Source organism: Tritonibacter aquimaris, assembly GCF_009617595.1.
GTDB classification, from domain to species: Bacteria; Pseudomonadota; Alphaproteobacteria; order Rhodobacterales; family Rhodobacteraceae; genus Epibacterium; species Epibacterium aquimaris.
This window is the reverse complement of sequence record NZ_WIXK01000001.1, coordinates 523,644-540,425: the sequence shown is the minus strand read 5'-3', so window position 1 is coordinate 540,425 and position 16,782 is coordinate 523,644. Positions and strand designations below refer to the sequence as shown.

General features: G+C 55.2%; 14 protein-coding genes and 1 tRNA gene. 8 read left to right on the top strand and 7 right to left on the bottom strand.

Annotation, left to right across the window (positions count from 1 at the left end; genetic code table 11):
* Positions 1–172 precede the first annotated feature (172 nt).
* Both pgl and pgi read left to right on the top strand, forming a co-directional pair.
* Positions 173–853 carry a 6-phosphogluconolactonase gene (gene pgl, locus GG681_RS02600; protein ID WP_153544760.1) on the top strand — a complete coding sequence of 227 codons (681 nt, stop codon included), beginning with the start codon at positions 173–175 and terminating at the stop codon, positions 851–853.
* A gap of 16 nt (positions 854–869) precedes the next feature.
* On the top strand, positions 870–2,474 hold the full coding sequence (pgi, locus tag GG681_RS02595) for a glucose-6-phosphate isomerase (RefSeq protein WP_153544759.1): 1,605 nt from the start codon (positions 870–872) through the stop codon (positions 2,472–2,474).
* Between the two features lie 21 nt (positions 2,475–2,495).
* Here the strand turns inward: pgi and GG681_RS02590 are convergent, their stop codons facing one another.
* On the bottom strand, positions 2,496–2,975 hold the full coding sequence (locus GG681_RS02590; RefSeq protein WP_153544757.1) for an acyl-CoA thioesterase: 480 nt from the start codon (positions 2,973–2,975) through the stop codon (positions 2,496–2,498).
* Between the two features lie 434 nt (positions 2,976–3,409).
* Here GG681_RS02590 and GG681_RS02585 point away from each other — a divergent pair, with 434 nt between their 5' ends.
* Positions 3,410–4,096, top strand: coding sequence for a hypothetical protein (locus GG681_RS02585; protein ID WP_153544755.1), 687 nt, complete (start codon positions 3,410–3,412; stop codon positions 4,094–4,096).
* On the opposite strand, the gene GG681_RS02580 is transcribed toward GG681_RS02585, so the two are convergent.
* Complete coding sequence (locus GG681_RS02580) at positions 4,049–4,759, bottom strand: helix-turn-helix domain-containing protein (RefSeq protein ID WP_153544753.1); 711 nt, start codon at positions 4,757–4,759, stop codon at positions 4,049–4,051. The two genes, GG681_RS02585 and GG681_RS02580, sit on opposite strands and share 48 nt — an antisense overlap.
* Before the next feature lie 115 nt (positions 4,760–4,874).
* Here GG681_RS02580 and GG681_RS02575 point away from each other — a divergent pair, with 115 nt between their 5' ends.
* Positions 4,875–5,066: a hypothetical protein gene (locus tag GG681_RS02575; protein WP_153544751.1), complete on the top strand. Its 192-nt coding sequence runs from the start codon at positions 4,875–4,877 to the stop codon at positions 5,064–5,066.
* On the opposite strand, the gene GG681_RS02570 is transcribed toward GG681_RS02575, so the two are convergent.
* From GG681_RS02570 to GG681_RS02555, 4 genes are all read right to left on the bottom strand, one after another.
* Positions 5,041–5,325: a helix-turn-helix transcriptional regulator gene (locus GG681_RS02570; RefSeq protein ID WP_328593236.1), complete on the bottom strand. Its 285-nt coding sequence runs from the start codon at positions 5,323–5,325 to the stop codon at positions 5,041–5,043. The genes GG681_RS02575 and GG681_RS02570 overlap by 26 nt on opposite strands.
* A gap of 465 nt (positions 5,326–5,790) precedes the next feature.
* Positions 5,791–5,864, bottom strand: a tRNA-Gly gene (locus GG681_RS02565).
* Positions 5,865–5,943: 79 nt separating this feature from the next.
* Positions 5,944–7,980 (bottom strand): ASKHA domain-containing protein, encoded by a 2,037-nt coding sequence (locus GG681_RS02560; RefSeq protein ID WP_153544749.1) that lies wholly within the window; start codon positions 7,978–7,980, stop codon positions 5,944–5,946.
* Between the two features lie 130 nt (positions 7,981–8,110).
* Entirely contained in the window at positions 8,111–9,274 is a 1,164-nt protein-coding gene (locus GG681_RS02555) for a CaiB/BaiF CoA transferase family protein (protein WP_153544747.1), read from the bottom strand.
* Positions 9,275–9,680: 406 nt separating this feature from the next.
* On the opposite strand from GG681_RS02555, the gene guaB reads away from it, so the two are divergent.
* The 3 genes from guaB (at position 9,681) to GG681_RS02540 (ending at position 14,772) form a co-directional block, all read left to right on the top strand.
* Positions 9,681–11,129 carry an IMP dehydrogenase gene (gene guaB, locus GG681_RS02550; RefSeq protein ID WP_153544745.1) on the top strand — a complete coding sequence of 483 codons (1,449 nt, stop codon included), beginning with the start codon at positions 9,681–9,683 and terminating at the stop codon, positions 11,127–11,129.
* 53 nt (positions 11,130–11,182) lie between these two features.
* Positions 11,183–12,358 carry an RsmB/NOP family class I SAM-dependent RNA methyltransferase gene (locus tag GG681_RS02545; RefSeq protein ID WP_153544743.1) on the top strand — a complete coding sequence of 392 codons (1,176 nt, stop codon included), beginning with the start codon at positions 11,183–11,185 and terminating at the stop codon, positions 12,356–12,358.
* 92 nt (positions 12,359–12,450) lie between these two features.
* Positions 12,451–14,772 carry a PAS domain-containing hybrid sensor histidine kinase/response regulator gene (locus GG681_RS02540; RefSeq protein ID WP_153544741.1) on the top strand — a complete coding sequence of 774 codons (2,322 nt, stop codon included), beginning with the start codon at positions 12,451–12,453 and terminating at the stop codon, positions 14,770–14,772.
* Positions 14,773–14,775: 3 nt separating this feature from the next.
* On the opposite strand, the gene GG681_RS02535 is transcribed toward GG681_RS02540, so the two are convergent.
* Entirely contained in the window at positions 14,776–15,369 is a 594-nt protein-coding gene (locus GG681_RS02535) for a gamma-glutamyl kinase (RefSeq protein ID WP_153544739.1), read from the bottom strand.
* Between the two features lie 193 nt (positions 15,370–15,562).
* Between GG681_RS02535 and recA the strand changes: the two genes are divergently transcribed.
* Positions 15,563–16,630 (top strand): recombinase RecA, encoded by a 1,068-nt coding sequence (gene recA, locus GG681_RS02530; protein ID WP_153544737.1) that lies wholly within the window; start codon positions 15,563–15,565, stop codon positions 16,628–16,630.
* Positions 16,631–16,782: the final 152 nt, after the last annotated feature.

The following is a 16,782-nucleotide window of genomic DNA, read 5'->3' as shown; positions in this document are numbered from 1 at the left end:
GAAATACGCAAGAAAACAGACCTGCAAACTAATTTTGACAAAATATCCGTTAGCGGTACCATTTTTTAAGAATTGCCGCTACACAGCGCTGAAATTTCTTTCCTGCAAATGCAGAAACCCGGTTTGAGCCTGAGATCTAAACAGGTTAAACCAGCGCTGAAAAGAACTGACGATGGGAGGTCAGGCTTTGGAGATCATTGAATATTCTACCCGCACCGCTTTGGCAGAGGGCGTAAGCGCCGCATTGGCAGCCGCGTTGACACAAGATCTGAACACAACAGGGCGATCAACCCTGGCGGTCGCAGGGGGAACCACACCTGCGCCGATCTTTGATCTATTGTCGCAAGAACAGCTGGACTGGGCCAACGTTGAGGTTATGGCCAGTGATGAACGCTGGGTGCCAACGGGCAACGAGCGTTCCAATGCCAAGCTGATCCGCGCCCACCTTTTGCAAGGGCCCGCGGCAAACGCCGGGTTCATTCCATTTTACCAAGAAGGGCTGACGCCGGAGCAGGGCGCGGCACATCTGTCAGCACGGCTGCAAAATGGCCCTTCGGTGATATTGCTGGGCATGGGCGAAGACATGCACACGGCCTCCCTGTTTCCGGCAACCGAGGGGCTGGAAGCGGGGCTTGCAGCTGATGCGCCCGCCTGTGTGGTAATGCGCCCGGACAGCCAGCCCGAGGCTCGCATCAGCCTGTCTGCACGGCTGATCAATGCGGCTGGTGCAAAACATCTGGCCATCTTTGGCGAGGGCAAACGGGACGCCCTGCAACGTGCCGCCACGATTTCCCCTGAAAAAGCCCCCATTTCCGCAGTACTGCCCAACCTAAAGGTCCATTGGGCCAAGTGACGAGTTTGGAAAAACCATGTTTGAAAACCTAAAAGTCCTTCATGCGGCGCGCGCTGATCGTCCTATTGCGGATCTCTTTCAGACCAGCTCGGCGCGGGCTGACGCTTTCAGCACCTCTCTTGGGGATCTGCTGTTTGACTATTCAAAAACACAGATCGATGCCGAGGTTCTGGCGGCATTGCTGCAGCTTGCCACTGATCGCGATGTCGCAGGGCGTGCCAAGGCGATGTTTTCCGGCGAAAAGATCAACACCACCGAAGGGCGCGCGGTGCTACACACAGCGCTGCGCGACCCGGACGGCGCACCGCTTGTTGTGGATGGTGCAGATATTCGCCCGCCACTGCGTGAAACCCTTGATCGCATGCGCAAAACCGCAAATGACGTGCGCAACGGCGCGCTGACCGGCGCAGGCGGCGCGTTTACCGATGTGGTGAACATTGGCATTGGTGGCTCGGATCTTGGCCCTGCGATGGCCGCACTGGCGCTGGCGCCCTATCATGATGGCCCCAAATGCCATTTTGTGTCCAACGTGGATGGTGCCCATATCCATGATGTGCTGCAGGGCTTGGACCCGAAAACAACGCTGGTTGTTGTGGCCTCCAAAACCTTCACCACAATTGAGACCATGACCAACGCCCGCACAGCGCGCGACTGGATGACAGCTGGCGGCGGCGATGCATCAGCGCAGTTTATGGCCGTCTCCACCGCAATGGATCACACGGCCACCTTTGGCATTCCGGCGCAGCATGTCTTTGGCTTTGAAGACTGGGTTGGCGGGCGCTATTCCATGTGGGGGCCGATCGGCTTTAGCTTGATGCTTGCCATTGGTACAGATGATTTTGATGGCTTCCTTGCGGGTGGTAAGGCGATGGACGATCATTTCCTGACAGCAGAAGGCACAGACAATATGGCGCTGATGCTGGCGCTGGTGGGGATCTGGCACCACCAGGGGTGTGACTATCCCACCCGTGCGGTTTTGCCATATGATCAACGGCTTGCACGACTTCCTGCATATTTTCAGCAGCTTGAGATGGAATCCAACGGCAAATCCGTTGCTATGGATGGCACGAGCCTCGAATACGTTTCTGGCCCGGTGGTCTGGGGCGAGCCGGGCACCAATGGCCAGCACGCGTTTTATCAGCTGATCCATCAGGGCACCGGTGTGGTGCCGTGCGAATTTATGGTGGCGGCACAGGGGCATGAACCCGATCTGGCCCATCACCACCAGCTGCTGGTTGCCAATTGCCTGGCCCAGTCTGAGGCGCTGATGCGTGGGCGCTCCCTTGAAGAAGCACGGGCGCTGATGGTTGCCAAAGGGTTTGAAGGTGACGAACTTGAACGTCAGGCGCGCCACCGGGTGTTCCCGGGCAACCGCCCTTCAACCACATTGATTTACACCAAGCTGACCCCCTTTGTATTGGGGCAGATCGTTGCGCTTTATGAACACCGGGTGTTTGTTGAAGGGGTGATCCTTGGGATCAACTCATATGATCAATGGGGTGTGGAACTGGGCAAAGAGCTGGCGAAATCGCTGGAACCTATGGTCTCAGGTGACCAACCGCCTGAGGGAAAAGACGGTTCAACCGCGGCTTTGATCAACTACGTGCGGGCGCGCTCTTAACAGCGCGCCTTTCACGGGCGTTCATACCTCGGGCACGGCACCTTCGCCATCGCGCCAATACTCTTTCAGGCTCTCCGGCAACGGGTAGCCTTCGCTGCCATCAGGCGTGCGCAGCACCATCACCCCCTCCATACGACAGCGCAACACCCCGCCGGACCAGATCTGCTGTTCCTGCACATATGAGGTGCGCCGGAACCGTTTGATGGTTGTTGTGGCAATATATGGCTCATTCAGTTTCATTTCCTGAATGTAATGCACATTTGCATTGCGCAGCACCGTGCGTGGCTCGGGCATATCCTTAAAGTGTGGCATGCACAGGTAATTGAAATGCACCACTCGTGAGGTTTCAAACCACTCAAGATAGGCTTTGTTGTTCACATGCCGCAGCATGTCCACTTCGGCAAAGCGCACTCGGTCCGCCATTGCCATCGCCTGCGGTTCTGAAATCCCGTGGGCCAACTGCTCTTCCGCGCTGAGCGGGGTGTGAAAACGTAACTCCATACCTCGTCCTAATCACCTCGCTTTTGCTTTCCAAGCATCGAGTTTTGTGACGTCGCGACAACCATTCACAACCTCTGAACCACGCGCCGTAAGCGCCCGCCCATGGCCGCAGCACCAAAACGCCCCGTCGCAAGCTGGGCAAACGATGACAGTGCCTGAAAGCAGCAAAACCACCTGTTAAGCCCAGACTGAACCGGGCCTCGGCACGTTTAAATCAACCTTAGCCCCAACTATACGATAGCGATAACAAAGCCACGCCGCGCCCAATTAGTATTCATCACGAATACCAAAAAAGAAACCGTATTCAACACGAATACTCCAGGCGCCTAACGCGCCCTCTGAGCCCCATCTCACCAAGCCATAATCATAGAGCAAGGCCCATCCGGGCGACATTTTTCACCTGTTCGAAGCAACTTCCTTGAAAGGGAAACAGGATGAAAAACGCACTTGTTCAGCGCAAATCGGAGCAATTGAAAGAGAAGCTGTCGCAACGCGGATTTGAACTTAGGCTGGTCCAGGACGAACAATGTCTTGGTCAAATGTTCAACGATATTGGCAAAACAGAAACCCATCCGGTTTCGGAATTGCACCTCGATCAACTCAAACGCGGGGAGGGGTTCTGGCTTGCCATGCAGCATGAAGGTGAATTTGTGACCTGCATTTCCGCGCGGGTTGAACACCTGCATGACCGCAGTTTCGGCGAGTTCTGGACCAACCATTGCCAAAGCAAATACCCAGAGCGCACCCATCTGGTGGATCAGGTCTCAGATCAACTGAATACAACGCTTGATGGCTGTCTGGTCTATTTCGGCGGCGTGCAGGTTGCGGAAGGATGGCAGGGCAATATCGCACGGCTGAAGCTGTTTTGCGACTTTGCCAGATGTGTGGCCTATGACCGCTGGGCGTTTGACTGGCTTTACACCATCATCAATCGCAAACACCGCGCGCTCTCTCGGATTTATGGGTTCGAAGAGATCTTTGATGACGCTGTATCCTGGGTAGATCCGGTTCCAGAGGGTCTGAGCAATGATCAGGTCTATCTGGCATCCCGGCGACAAATGGTCGAAGCGAGACTATTTGCCAATCCAGGTGAGCTTGGAGACAACCGCTGTCACGGGTGAGCCGTCCTCGGTCGTCAGCCGCATGGTGATCTTGCGCCAGCCGCCTTTCAGGCGCTGACCTTTCACCTCTTCATCGATAACTTCATCGGTGACAACAAAACCACGGGATCGCACCAGACGGTGCGATTCCATCGCCCGATGGATCCGTGCATCGCCCAGTGAACCTACAGTGTTGTAGAAGTCCTTCTTTCCCGACAGCATAAGCCGCTCAGTCGTGATGCTGTTTTCACCAAATGAGATTGGATGCATGATTTTGTCCTCTTCATCAACGGGTTCATACAGATCAAGCTGATCTGCAAACCAGTGATGATTTTTCAAAACCCCGCCGGTCTCGCGATACCAATCCAGAATATGATCCGTCATGATTTCAAACCCCGCCCGGGTGAGCTTGGTCCGTTCCCGGTTCGCGTCCGCTGCCAGTTTCGAAGAGATATCCGCCCCGGATTCAGTAGGATTGGGCGGCATAAAAAATGCAAGCGGAAGCCCGAACGCCTTGCTCAACGACCAGATGGTTTCAGCAGGTATCGTTCTGCCTTCGCGGATCTGTTTTGACGTCGGCTGATAAGAAACTCCGGCACGTTTACAGGCCTGGCTGAGGTTTATGCCGGTAAATTGGGTGGCTGCCACAATGCGTTCGATGATCTGATCATTTCTTGCGGACACAGCTTCCCTCCAAATGTCCATTTGGACATTTATTACATAATTGTTGACACTTGGACACGTCAAGACCGACAATCATAGGGAGAACTGTTTTATTGTATTTTTCGAGGCATTGACGTTGGACCGCCCAATTGACGAAACCCAGGATGCAGAGCGTCTGAAGCTCCTGAAACACGCTCGGAGCTGTTCAAACCTGAGTTTGGACTTCTGGGAAGATCTGACCCGTGACCTCCCGCTTGAGATTGTCAAAGTGGTGGCCGCCAGAGCTGAAGAAGTTTCTGACTTTATTCAGGAACGTTCCGAGGGCTGAGCTCGCGCGCAATTCTGCTGGGCAAATCATCTGTCCGACCGAAGTAAAGAAATTCGAGGGTGAGCCCAAATTTCTTGCGCAGCTTTTTGGCAGCGTGCAGCGTCAAATCCCGGTTGCCGTTCTCAAAAGCGCCGTAGGCTTGTTTTGAGATTCCGACGTAGTCAGCAAAATCCGTCTTTTTTTCGAATCCTAAGATGAGTCGCGCGCGCTTCAGCCGCGCAGAAACCGCATCAATGTCGTCTTCGAGTTCTTCCAACACGTTTTACACCTCATATTCCGCGAAAACACAGTAAGTATTTTAAGTACAAGTTGTGGATTTTTCCTATACTCAAAACGCATACGGTATTCGGCGGACCGGGCGGCAGGCATATGCGGGGGAATGAAGGTATTGATCGGGCGCGGCTCCAAATAAGACCTCGGCCATAAGCAGCTAAATGCAATCAACGGGCGATTGCATAAGCCCACATCTGAGATATTAGCGTGACAAAGCAAAGATCAGGACTGATTTGCAATTCAGACAAGGCGCCCGGTCAGGAAGTTAATACCTGCATAGAATGCGATAAACTCTATACGATACGGCAACGCAAATCACATTTTCTTAAGAAATTGATTTTTCGCGTGCGTTGATCATTGAGACACTCAAACACGCATCACCAAACTACAAAATCTATGGGGGCTTCAAATTCCCTGGGGCAGGGGTGGCTGAGTGAAGATCCCGACTGGATGGAGCGGGTAACGGGAATCGAACCCGTAACTAAAGCTTGGGAAGCTGCCGTGATACCTTTTCACCATACCCGCGCGCCGGTGCTCAGAATTAGGCGGCAGCGCGCGGAAGGTCAAGGGTAGGGACGCGAGATTTTGCGCCTATTTGCACGGTTTAGCTGCGGCGGCGACGACGACGGCGGCCACCGGTTTCTTCACCCGCATTAAAGCTCACATCGGGCAGGGTGACGCGACTGTTGAGGATAGGGAAAGGATCCACCGCATTGGGCATGGCCGATGCGTTGACAAAATGCTCCTGAAAGCGGGGTTCAACGGCGGTTTCCACTTTTTCGATGGCGCGCACGGTCTGCTCGATCTCTTTGCGCGCATCAGTGTTCAATAGTGCAATACGGGCACCGGTGCCTGCAGCATTGCCCGCGCTGGTCACCTTGTCGAATTCACAATCGGGGATCATCCCCAAAACCATTGCGTGTTTGACCGAGATATGCGCGCCAAACGCACCCGCAAGCACCACACGATCAACGCTTTCCACATCCAGTTTATCCATCAACAGGCGCGCACCGGAATACAGCGCGGCCTTGGCCATCTGGATCGCACGCACATCGCTATTGGTTACTGTGATGGTTGGGCCGCCATCGGCGGATCCATCCCACAAAAGATACGAATTTGTGCGCCCATCCGCAACGCAGCGCGCCGTGCCCACCTGTTCGGCTGAACCGATCAGGCCCGAGGCATCCAACACCCCAGCCAGACGCATTTCTGCAAGCGCTTCAATAATGCCAGAGCCGCAGATGCCGGTGATACCCGTGGTGGCAATTGAAAGATCAAACCCTTCCTCGTCGGACCAAAGGTCTGAGCCGATCACCTGGAAACGTGGCTCTTTGGTGATGGGGTCGATTTCAACCCGCTCAATTGCACCGGGGGCAGCGCGTTGGCCGCTGGAGATCTGCGCGCCTTCAAAGGCCGGGCCAGTGGGTGACGAACAGGCCAGCACCTTTTCCTTGTTGCCGAGAAGAATTTCGGCATTGGTGCCCACATCCACCACCAGTACCAGGTCTTCTGATTTATCCGGCGCTTCCGATAGGGCAACAGCTGCGGCATCGGCGCCGACGTGGCCCGCAATACAGGGCAGCAGATAGACCCGCGCCGCCGGATGGATATTCAGATCAAGCTCATTGGCGCGCAGTGACAGCGAATCTGATGTCGCCAGCGCAAAGGGGGCCTGACCCAATTCAAACGGATCGATACCCAAAAACAGATGGTGCATCACCGGGTTACAGACAAACACCGCATCCACAATCAGCGCCTTGTCGATTTCGGCTTCTGCCGCGATCTGGGTGAACAGCGCATTCATGCCCTCACGCACCGCGTGGGTCATTTCCTGATCGCCACCCTTGTTCATCATCGCGTAAGAGACCCGGCTCATCAGATCTTCGCCAAAGCGGATCTGCGGGTTCATCACCCCAGAAGAGGCCACCACTTCGCCGCTTTTGAGATCGCACAAATGCGCGGCAATGGTGGTGGAGCCCAGATCAACCGCCAGACCGTACATGGTGCCTTCATAATAGCCGGGCCAGATGTGCATGATTTTTGGCGGCTGGATGTCATCGCCCAGATGCACCGCCACGGTTACCTTCCAGTTGCATTTGCGCAGAACCGGCTGCAGTTGCTGCAGAATATGGAGGTCGGTTTTTACATCCTTCAGCTGCCATTGCTCATCCAGCGCCGCAATCAACCGCTCCATATCACCCGAAGGTTTGTGCATGTCGGGCTCTTCCACCTCAACGTAGAACAGCCGGGTAGAGGGATTCATGGTGATGTCGCGGGCTTCGGCGCGCTTGCGCACCACTTGTTTGTGCACCTGGCTTTCGGGCGGCACGTCAATGACCACATCGCCCTGTACCGTGGCCTGGCAGCCCAGGCGGCGACCATCTATTAAACCGCGCTTGTCTTTATAGCGTTGTTCAACCGCGTTCCACTCGCTGAGCGCCTCTTCGCGTGAGGTCACCCCATGTTTGGAAAACTCACCAATTGAGGGGGTAATCTGGCATTTAGCGCAGATCCCACGCCCGCCACAGGTCGAGTCTAGATCGACCCCCAATTGCCGCGCAGCAGCCAGAAGCGGTGTCCCATGTGGGAAATTTCCGCGTTTGCCGGAAGGAGTAAACACAACAAGTGGGTCGGAAGTCATAATCGGGCCTATTTTGTGCACGTTTTTTTATGAAACATATGCAGATTGCCCCGTCGCAAATAGGGCCGCTTGTTCATATGCGACCCATTTGCCCCACTCACGCGGCTTTTCAACCCTTAATTTGAACGGTTTAAGTCGAACCGGCCTCTTTTGTCTCGAGCCACGCAACTATGCCGTCCCGGTCACCATCAAGGCTGGGCGCGGGTGCACGGGTCTTGGGGTCTTCCATTGCGGACATTTTGATCGGGTTGCCCGCTGCGACATAGGCGGGTGTTCCGGCCTTATCGAGCACCGAAACAACCATATTGCGCGCGAGCATCTGTGGGTCTTCCATCGCCTGCGCCACGTTTTGAATTGGGCCGGTGGGAATGCCCGCGGCTTCCAGCTCAGCAATCCAATGGGCGGCAGGGCGATCAATGGTCACCGCTTCAATCAGACGTTTGAGCAAACGCGCGTTCTCACATCGGGACTGGTTGGTGGAAAAACGCACGTCGTCCGCGATCGGGAGCGCAAGCGCTTTGCACAAACGCTGAAACAATACATCATTGCCCGCCGCAATGACAAACAGCCCATCTTCCGCATGGAAGGTTTCAAATGGGGTAATCGAGGGGTGGCGGGCACCATTGGGGCGAGGCGCTTCGCCGGTGGTTGAGGTGATCGCCACCGCATGTTCCAAAAGCGCCAGCTGACTGTCGAGCATGGCCACATCCACCATCTGACCATCGCCGCCTTTTTGCACCTGCAAAAGCGCGGCCAGAATGCCATGGGCCAGAAACATACCAGCCGCAATATCTCCAATGGAGGCCCCAACACGCACCGGTTCGCGGTCACGTTCACCGGTGATCGACATCACCCCGCCGCGCGCCTGAACAACCATATCATAGGCCGGTTTCATGGCATCCGGCCCGCTATGGCCAAACCCGGATACAGCACCGTAGATCAGTTTGGGATGTTTTGCATGCAAAGTGGCCCAGCCATAACCCAACCGATCCATCACGCCAGGGCGATAGTTTTCCAGCAAAACATCTGCCTGTGCGAGCAAGCGTTCAAACAGCTCACGATCCTCTTGTTGTTTGAGGTCCAGTGCGATGCTTTCTTTGCCGTGGTTGATGGTGGCGAAATAGGCGCTGTCATCACCTTTGAACGGCGGGAAAGCGCGGGTGTCATCACCGATTTCAGGGCGTTCTACCTTAATCACCTTGGCACCAAGATCTGCCAAAATCATCGAAGCGTAGGGCCCTGCCAAAACATGTGTAAGATCCAGAATCACTGTGCCTTTGAGCGGTTGTGACATCGTTCTGTCCTCTTATGGTTCTGCCTGTTCAGCGCGCATCTGACCCCATGTGATTTCAGGTCACTTTGACACGCCACATCATGTAAGGTTGCGATGTAAATAGATGGATTTGCGCGGTAAATTAGCCTGGCATTTTCTAGTATACCCGCTTTGATTACCGTTTTGTGAAAGAAAGCCCCGTCTGATTTTTTCCTTTTCTCCGTTATCTTGCGATCAGATCGCTGCGGCTTGGGGTATCGCGCATAGGGGCGAAAATGACTTTGCGTCAGATCAAGCACCGTGTTTTGTGCAATAAACATCCTATCTTGTTGATTATCTGCACGCTTGGCGACGATCAGCCCTTTTCACTCCATAACAATCGTGCCATAGGGTGACCGCCAAACGGGGTTATGCATAGGGGTCGAAAATGCAGATTCGTGAGGCACTCACTTTTGATGATGTTCTACTGGTGCCGGGTGCATCAAATGTGCTGCCAAGCACGGCTGACACACGCACCCAGGTGACGCGCTCAATTGCGCTGAACATCCCGCTGCTTAGCTCAGCAATGGACACAGTTACCGAGGCGCGCATGGCCATCGCCATGGCACAGGCCGGCGGCATGGGTGTAATCCACAAAAACCTGGACATCGAAGAGCAGGCGCGCCAGGTGCGCCGGGTCAAACGCTTTGTCTCTGGCATCGTTTACAACCCAATCACGCTGACCCCAGACCAGACGCTTGCCGATGCAAAGGAGCTGCAGGAACGCTACCGTGTGTCCGGGTTCCCGGTGGTGGATGAAGAGGGTCATGTGCTGGGCATTGTGACCAACCGCGATATGCGTTTTGCGTCTGACGACAACACACCGGTGTCTGTCATGATGACATCCAAAGATCTGGCAATGCTGCAAGAACCTGCCGATCTGGAAGAAGCCAAATCGCTGATGAAATCCCGCCGCATCGAAAAGCTGCTGGTGGTGGATGACACCCAGAAGCTGACCGGTCTTCTGACCCTGAAAGATTCAAAACAAGCGGTGCTGAACCCAACTGCCTGTAAAGACGATCTGGGTCGCCTGCGTGTTGCGGCAGCCAGTTCTGTAGGGGACAGCGGTTTTGAGCGTTCGATGGCGCTGATTGATGCGGGTGTTGATGTGGTGGTGATCGACACCGCCCACGGCCATTCGCAGGGTGTGATTGATGCGGTAAAACGCGTAAAAGCCGCAACCAGCGACATTCAGATCATCGCAGGCAACGTGGCCACAGCTGAGGCAACCAAAGCGTTGATCGACGCGGGTGCGGATGCGGTAAAAGTGGGCATTGGCCCGGGCTCGATCTGCACCACCCGTATGGTTGCAGGTGTTGGCGTACCGCAGCTGACCGCGATCAACGATTGTGCCACAGCCGCCGGCGACGTGCCGGTGATTGCGGATGGCGGCATTAAATTCTCTGGCGATTTTGCCAAAGCAATCGCAGCAGGTGCATCCTGCGCCATGGTTGGCTCTATGATTGCGGGCACCGATGAAAGCCCGGGAGAGGTGATCCTTTATCAGGGCCGTTCGTTCAAATCCTATCGTGGCATGGGCTCGCTGGGCGCAATGGCGCGTGGCTCTGCTGATCGTTATTTCCAAAAAGACGCAGCAAGCGACAAGCTTGTGCCCGAAGGGATCGAAGGTCAGGTGCCTTACAAAGGTCCGGCAAACACTGTGGTGCATCAGCTGGTTGGCGGCCTGCGTGCCGCAATGGGCTACACCGGTTGTGCAACCGTCGCGGAAATGCGCAAGAACTGCAACTTTGTGCGCATCACTGGCGCGGGTCTGAAAGAAAGCCACGTCCATGACGTGCAGATCACCCGCGAAGCACCAAACTACCGTGTGGGCTGATAGATGATGACTTTGGCCGCTTGTTTCACTGTGCACGACATGCGTGTTGCCCGATGACACCTGGCGCACGGCTACAGGCGGCCATTGAAGTCCTGGATCAGATCATCGCAGGCATGCCTGCGGAAAAAGCATTGACCACCTGGAGCCGCAAAAGCCGGTTTGCAGGTTCAAAAGACCGCGCTGCGGTGCGTGACCATGTGTTTAGCGCGCTGCGCTGCTGGCGCTCACATCAAGCGCTTGGTGGTAGTGAAACCGGTCGGGGGTTGATTTTAGGTGGCCTGCGCGATGCGGGTATAGATCCTGACACTCTGTTTAACGGCGAAGGCCACGCGCCCCAGCCGCTGAACGATCAGGAACGCAATGGCACCACCCCGGTACTGAGCAGGGCCGTGCGTTTAGACCTGCCTGATTGGATCTGGCCCGCATTTGAACAAAGCCTTGGCGATGATGTAGAACAAGCAGCCCAAGCCCTGCGTCATCGTGCGCCGGTGCACCTACGTGTAAACGTACAACGTGCTAGCCTTGCAAAAATGCAAAAAGAATTGGCGGCGGAGGGGATTGAAACCCAACCGCATGCGGCAGCTGAAACCGCGTTGGAAATCACCGAGGGCGCACGTAAGCTGCGCAACTCCAAAGCCTATCAAAATGGACTGGTAGAGCTGCAAGATGCGGCAAGCCAAGCCGTGGTTGAAGCGCTTCCTTTGCGCGATGGTATGCGGGTGCTGGATTATTGCGCGGGCGGCGGCGGCAAAAGCCTTGCCATGGCTGCGCGGGCAAAGATCGAACTTTTTGCCCATGATGCCAATTTTGCCCGCATGAAAGATCTGCCCGAACGGGCCAAACGGGCGGGCAGCAAAGTTCAGCAGCTTGAAACGGGTGACATCGCCAAACATGCCCCATTTGATCTGGTGCTGTGCGATGTGCCCTGTTCCGGCAGCGGCAGCTGGCGGCGTGCGCCCGAAGGCAAATGGGCGCTGACCGCGGAAAAATTGGCCAAAACCCAAGATATTCAGGCCGAAATCCTGCGTCAAACCGCAGACCTGATCGCTCCAGGTGGCACCTTGGCCTATGCGACTTGCTCAATGCTGAACAGCGAAAACCAAGATCAGGTCGCCGCATTCATCCAGGAACGCCCTGAATGGCGGATGCAATCCAGCCACAGCTGGCGGGTTCACAATGGAACGGATGGTTTCTTTGTTGCGGTGTTGACGCGCGAAGTCGCAGGTTGATAGGGTCGCTCAAACTTAAACAGCGTTAACTTAAATTTAACTCTGATTATTCATTGATCAACTGTTGTTAAGCGAACCTCTACGGAGCCGGAATGATCGGTCGCGATAAGTCTTACGTGCCAGAACTGCGCGTATTTATGCCAGAGTATTCCCGTTTGGCCGCGGCCGTACTTGTTTCTGTCCTCTTGCTGGTTGTGCCGCTGTTTCTCGGCCTGCCGCTGTGGGTGTCCCGTGGTATCAGCGCCATCGGCCTGACGCTTTGCTGTGTCTCAGCCTTTATTGCGGTGCAGACCAAGTTGCAGATCCGCGCGCAGAAAATGGCCACTGAACTGCTGACCGGTTTTATTGACCGCGATGCCACCCCCAGTTTTGTGACCGACGATGAAGGCATGGTGCATGCCTGCAATCAGGCGGCTATGACGGCCTTTCAGGGCGTGGCTCAGCAAACCCTTGGCGCCAATCTGCGTTCAATCCTTGCCAATCCCTCGGCCGTATTGTTCCGTCTCAAAAGTGCTGCGCAAAAAGATGGTGCCGCGCGCGAAGACATCGCAACCCGGCGCGGCCACGTGCGGCTGGCAGTGCACAAGATGGCATCGCAGAGCTTTTTGTGGCGCATTGAAGACATCGCGGAACACCCGCAGTCCTCCCGCAACCGCGAAACCACTCCGTTTCCCATGCTGACGCTTGGTCGTAATGATGCGGTGATCTATATGAATGAAGCTGCGCGCAGCTTCTTTGGCGAACGGGTGAAATCGCTGGATACTGTGGTTCAGGGCGACGCACTTGAACCCGGTATCGTACAGACCATTTCGACCAAAGCCGGGCTGAAACTTGCTGCTGTGCATGAACACACGCGCAATCAGGGCCGCCGTGAGCTCTATTTTGTGGAAATGGATGCAAGTCAGGCAAGCAGCGGCAAAGCCGATTTTGACACGCTGCCGGTGCCTTTTATCAAAGTAGCACCAGATGGTGAAATCCTGTCACTGAATCGGATGGCGCTGAACCTTCTTGGTGTGTCCAGCTGCAACAATATGAAGCTCGGGCAGCTGATGGAGGGTCTGGGCCGCCCAATGGCGGATTGGCTTGCGGATACCATCAAAGGCATTGCTCCGAATAAATCCGAATTCCTGCGTATCTCGCGGCGCGACCGTGAAGTGTTTGTGCAGGTCACCCTGACGCGGGTGATGGAAGAGGGGGAGCCGGTTCTGATTGCGGTTTTAAATGACGCAACCGAGCTGAAAACCCTTGAGGCACAGTTTGTGCAAAGCCAGAAGATGCAGGCGATTGGCCAGCTTGCGGGTGGTGTTGCGCATGATTTCAACAACCTTCTGACGGCGATTTCCGGCCACTGCGATCTATTGCTGCTGCGTCACGATCAGGGCGATCAGGACTATGGTGATCTGATCCAGATCCATGAAAACGCCAACCGCGCCGCAGCGCTGGTGAGCCAGCTTCTGGCGTTCTCGCGCAAACAGACCCTGCAGCCTGAAGTTCTGGATGTGCGCAATACGCTGTCCGATCTGACCCATCTGCTCAACCGGCTGGTTGGTGAACGGGTGACGCTCACGCTTAGCCATGATCCGATTATGAAATCGATCTGGGCCGACAAACGCCAGCTGGAACAGGTACTGATGAACCTGGTGGTAAACGCACGTGATGCGATGCCACAGGGCGGTGAGATTCGCATTGAAACCGAAGTGGTGCACCTGGAAAAACCGCTGGAGCGCAACCGCGCGACCGTGCCCGCAGGCGATTGGGTCACGATCCGCGTTGCAGACGAAGGCATCGGTATTGATCCCGACCGGCTGCAAAAAGTGTTTGAGCCGTTTTACACCACCAAACGCACCGGCGAAGGCACGGGGCTCGGGCTTTCAACCGCTTATGGCATCATCAAACAGACCGGTGGCTTTATCTTTGTGGACTCGGTCAAAGGGCAGGGCACGCAGTTCTCTCTCTATTTCCCGATCCATGTGCAAAGCAAAACCGCAGTGCTCGAGCAGGTGGAAGCCAAGGCCGAAAAAGCCGCGCCAAGCCACGGCGAAGGGGTTGTGCTATTGGTTGAGGATGAAGCACCAGTGCGTGCCTTTGCCTCGCGCGCGCTGCGGATGCGTGGCTACACCGTGCTCGAAGCTGAATCCGCCGAAGAAGCGCTGCATGTGCTCGAAGAAGAAGAGCTGCATGTGGATGTCTTTGTCACCGATGTGGTGATGCCCGGCATGGATGGCCCAACCTGGGTGCGCAAGGCGCGCACCACACGGCCTGATACGCGGGTGGTATTTGTGTCTGGCTACGCCGAAGGCGCCTTTGACGACGCAGAACCAGAGATCCCCAACTCCATCTTCCTGCCCAAACCTTTCTCGCTCAACCAATTGACCGAGACGGTGCATGCGCAGATGGAAATCAAAGACAGTTAAGCGTCATTTGATGCTGTTATAAAGGTCAAACTCGGGCGCATATTTGCGTCTGAGCACCGCCTCAACATCCGCACTCAGTGTCAGATCTGCGCTTTGGCTGACGTTTTTTTGCTCCGGTTGCAGCGCGACCTTCAGCCGCTCTTGCAGGAACAGGCGGTAGTCTTCCAGCGCCTCATAGCGAAACAGGTGGCTGACTTTGCAGCCATTTGGCTGCGGCTCCAGAAATTTCGCCTGACTGCCCACATTTGCATAGGGTGGCTGTTTGCCACGGCAATAGTCGCGCACAAAGTCGTCAAAGCTAATGTCTTTGGTCGAGGTGGGTTTGCCATCCAGATAGGGGCGCTGACGGTATCTGTACCAACTGCCAAGCCAGCTGACAGGTTCACGCATCACCGCCACCAGTTCGGGTTGCTTGTCAAAAATCTTGTCAAACATCGGTCGAAACCAGCGATTATATCTGAACACAGGCGCATGTTTCAGCTCGGGCGGGTTGGCCACAACAATATCCGCATGGTCTTTCAGCGCATCCATATAGGCGGTGGTGCCAGTTTTAGGCACCGAGAGCAAAACCAGGTTTTCCTTTAAAAAGACCAGCATTTCGTAAAGCTTTCAGTAAATCTTCGGGCACAATTGTGGCTATAAACCACTCCTTAACATTCTCGCCCTTCTCTGAATATCAGAAGTTTTTTCTTGCAATGTTCTCCTTTTGATCGCAAAAGGAACAAGAGGCGAACAAAGCAGTGATTGCCGGCACCCTGCAGGTATGACACATAGAGAGGGACAAGGGACTATGGCGGATCTTTTGACCATGAAAAAGAATAAAGTAGGCGACGACAAGCAAAAGGCGCTCGACAGCGCATTGGCGCAAATCGAACGTCAATTTGGCAAGGGCTCGATCATGAAGCTGGGCGATGATAATGCGCTCGCTGAAATCGAAGCCTCCTCGACCGGCTCATTGGGCTTGGATATCGCGCTTGGCATTGGTGGCCTGCCCATGGGGCGGATCGTCGAAATCTATGGACCGGAAAGCTCGGGTAAAACCACGCTGACACTGCATTGCATTGCTGAACAACAGAAAAAAGGCGGCGTTTGTGCCTTTGTTGATGCGGAACACGCGCTGGATCCGCAATATGCGGCCAAGCTGGGCGTTGATCTGGATGAGCTGCTGATTTCGCAGCCCGACACCGGCGAACAGGCGTTGGAAATCACCGATACGCTGGTGCGTTCGGGTGCGGTGAATATGGTTATTGTCGACTCGGTTGCGGCGCTGACCCCCAAATCGGAACTCGAAGGGGACATGGGCGACAGCAATGTGGGCGTGCAGGCCCGCCTGATGTCTCAGGCGATGCGCAAGCTCACCGGCTCCATCAGCCGCTCCAACTGTATGGTGATCTTCATCAACCAGATCCGGATGAAAATCGGGGTTATGTTTGGCTCACCGGAAACCACAACCGGTGGTAACGCGCTAAAGTTCTACTCCTCTGTCCGCCTCGACATCCGCCGCATCGGCGCGATCAAGGACCGCGATGAGGTTGTGGGCAACTCCACACGCGTGAAAGTGGTGAAAAACAAAGTGGCCCCGCCGTTCAAACAGGTTGAGTTCGACATCATGTATGGCGAAGGCATCTCTAAGATGGGTGAACTGCTGGATCTGGGTGTTGCAGCCAGCGTGGTGCAGAAATCCGGTGCCTGGTTCTCATATGGGGATGAACGCATCGGGCAGGGGCGTGAAAACGCCAAGAACTTTCTGCGCGAACATCCTGAAATTGCCTTTGATATTGAGGATAAGATCCGCGCCTCACACGGGTTGGAGTTTGACCGCCCCGAAGGCGGCGATGATGACATCCTTGAGGCGTAATTCGGCCTGACATCACAGTTTCAAACGAGGGCGCACCACTGGTTGCGCCCTTTTTTCTATCGGTTTTTCATATCAATCCGGCACATTTTGTGGACACCACCGCAGCGGGCGGATAAACCGGGTCGACTATGCTGTGTAAGCCTCTGAAAAAG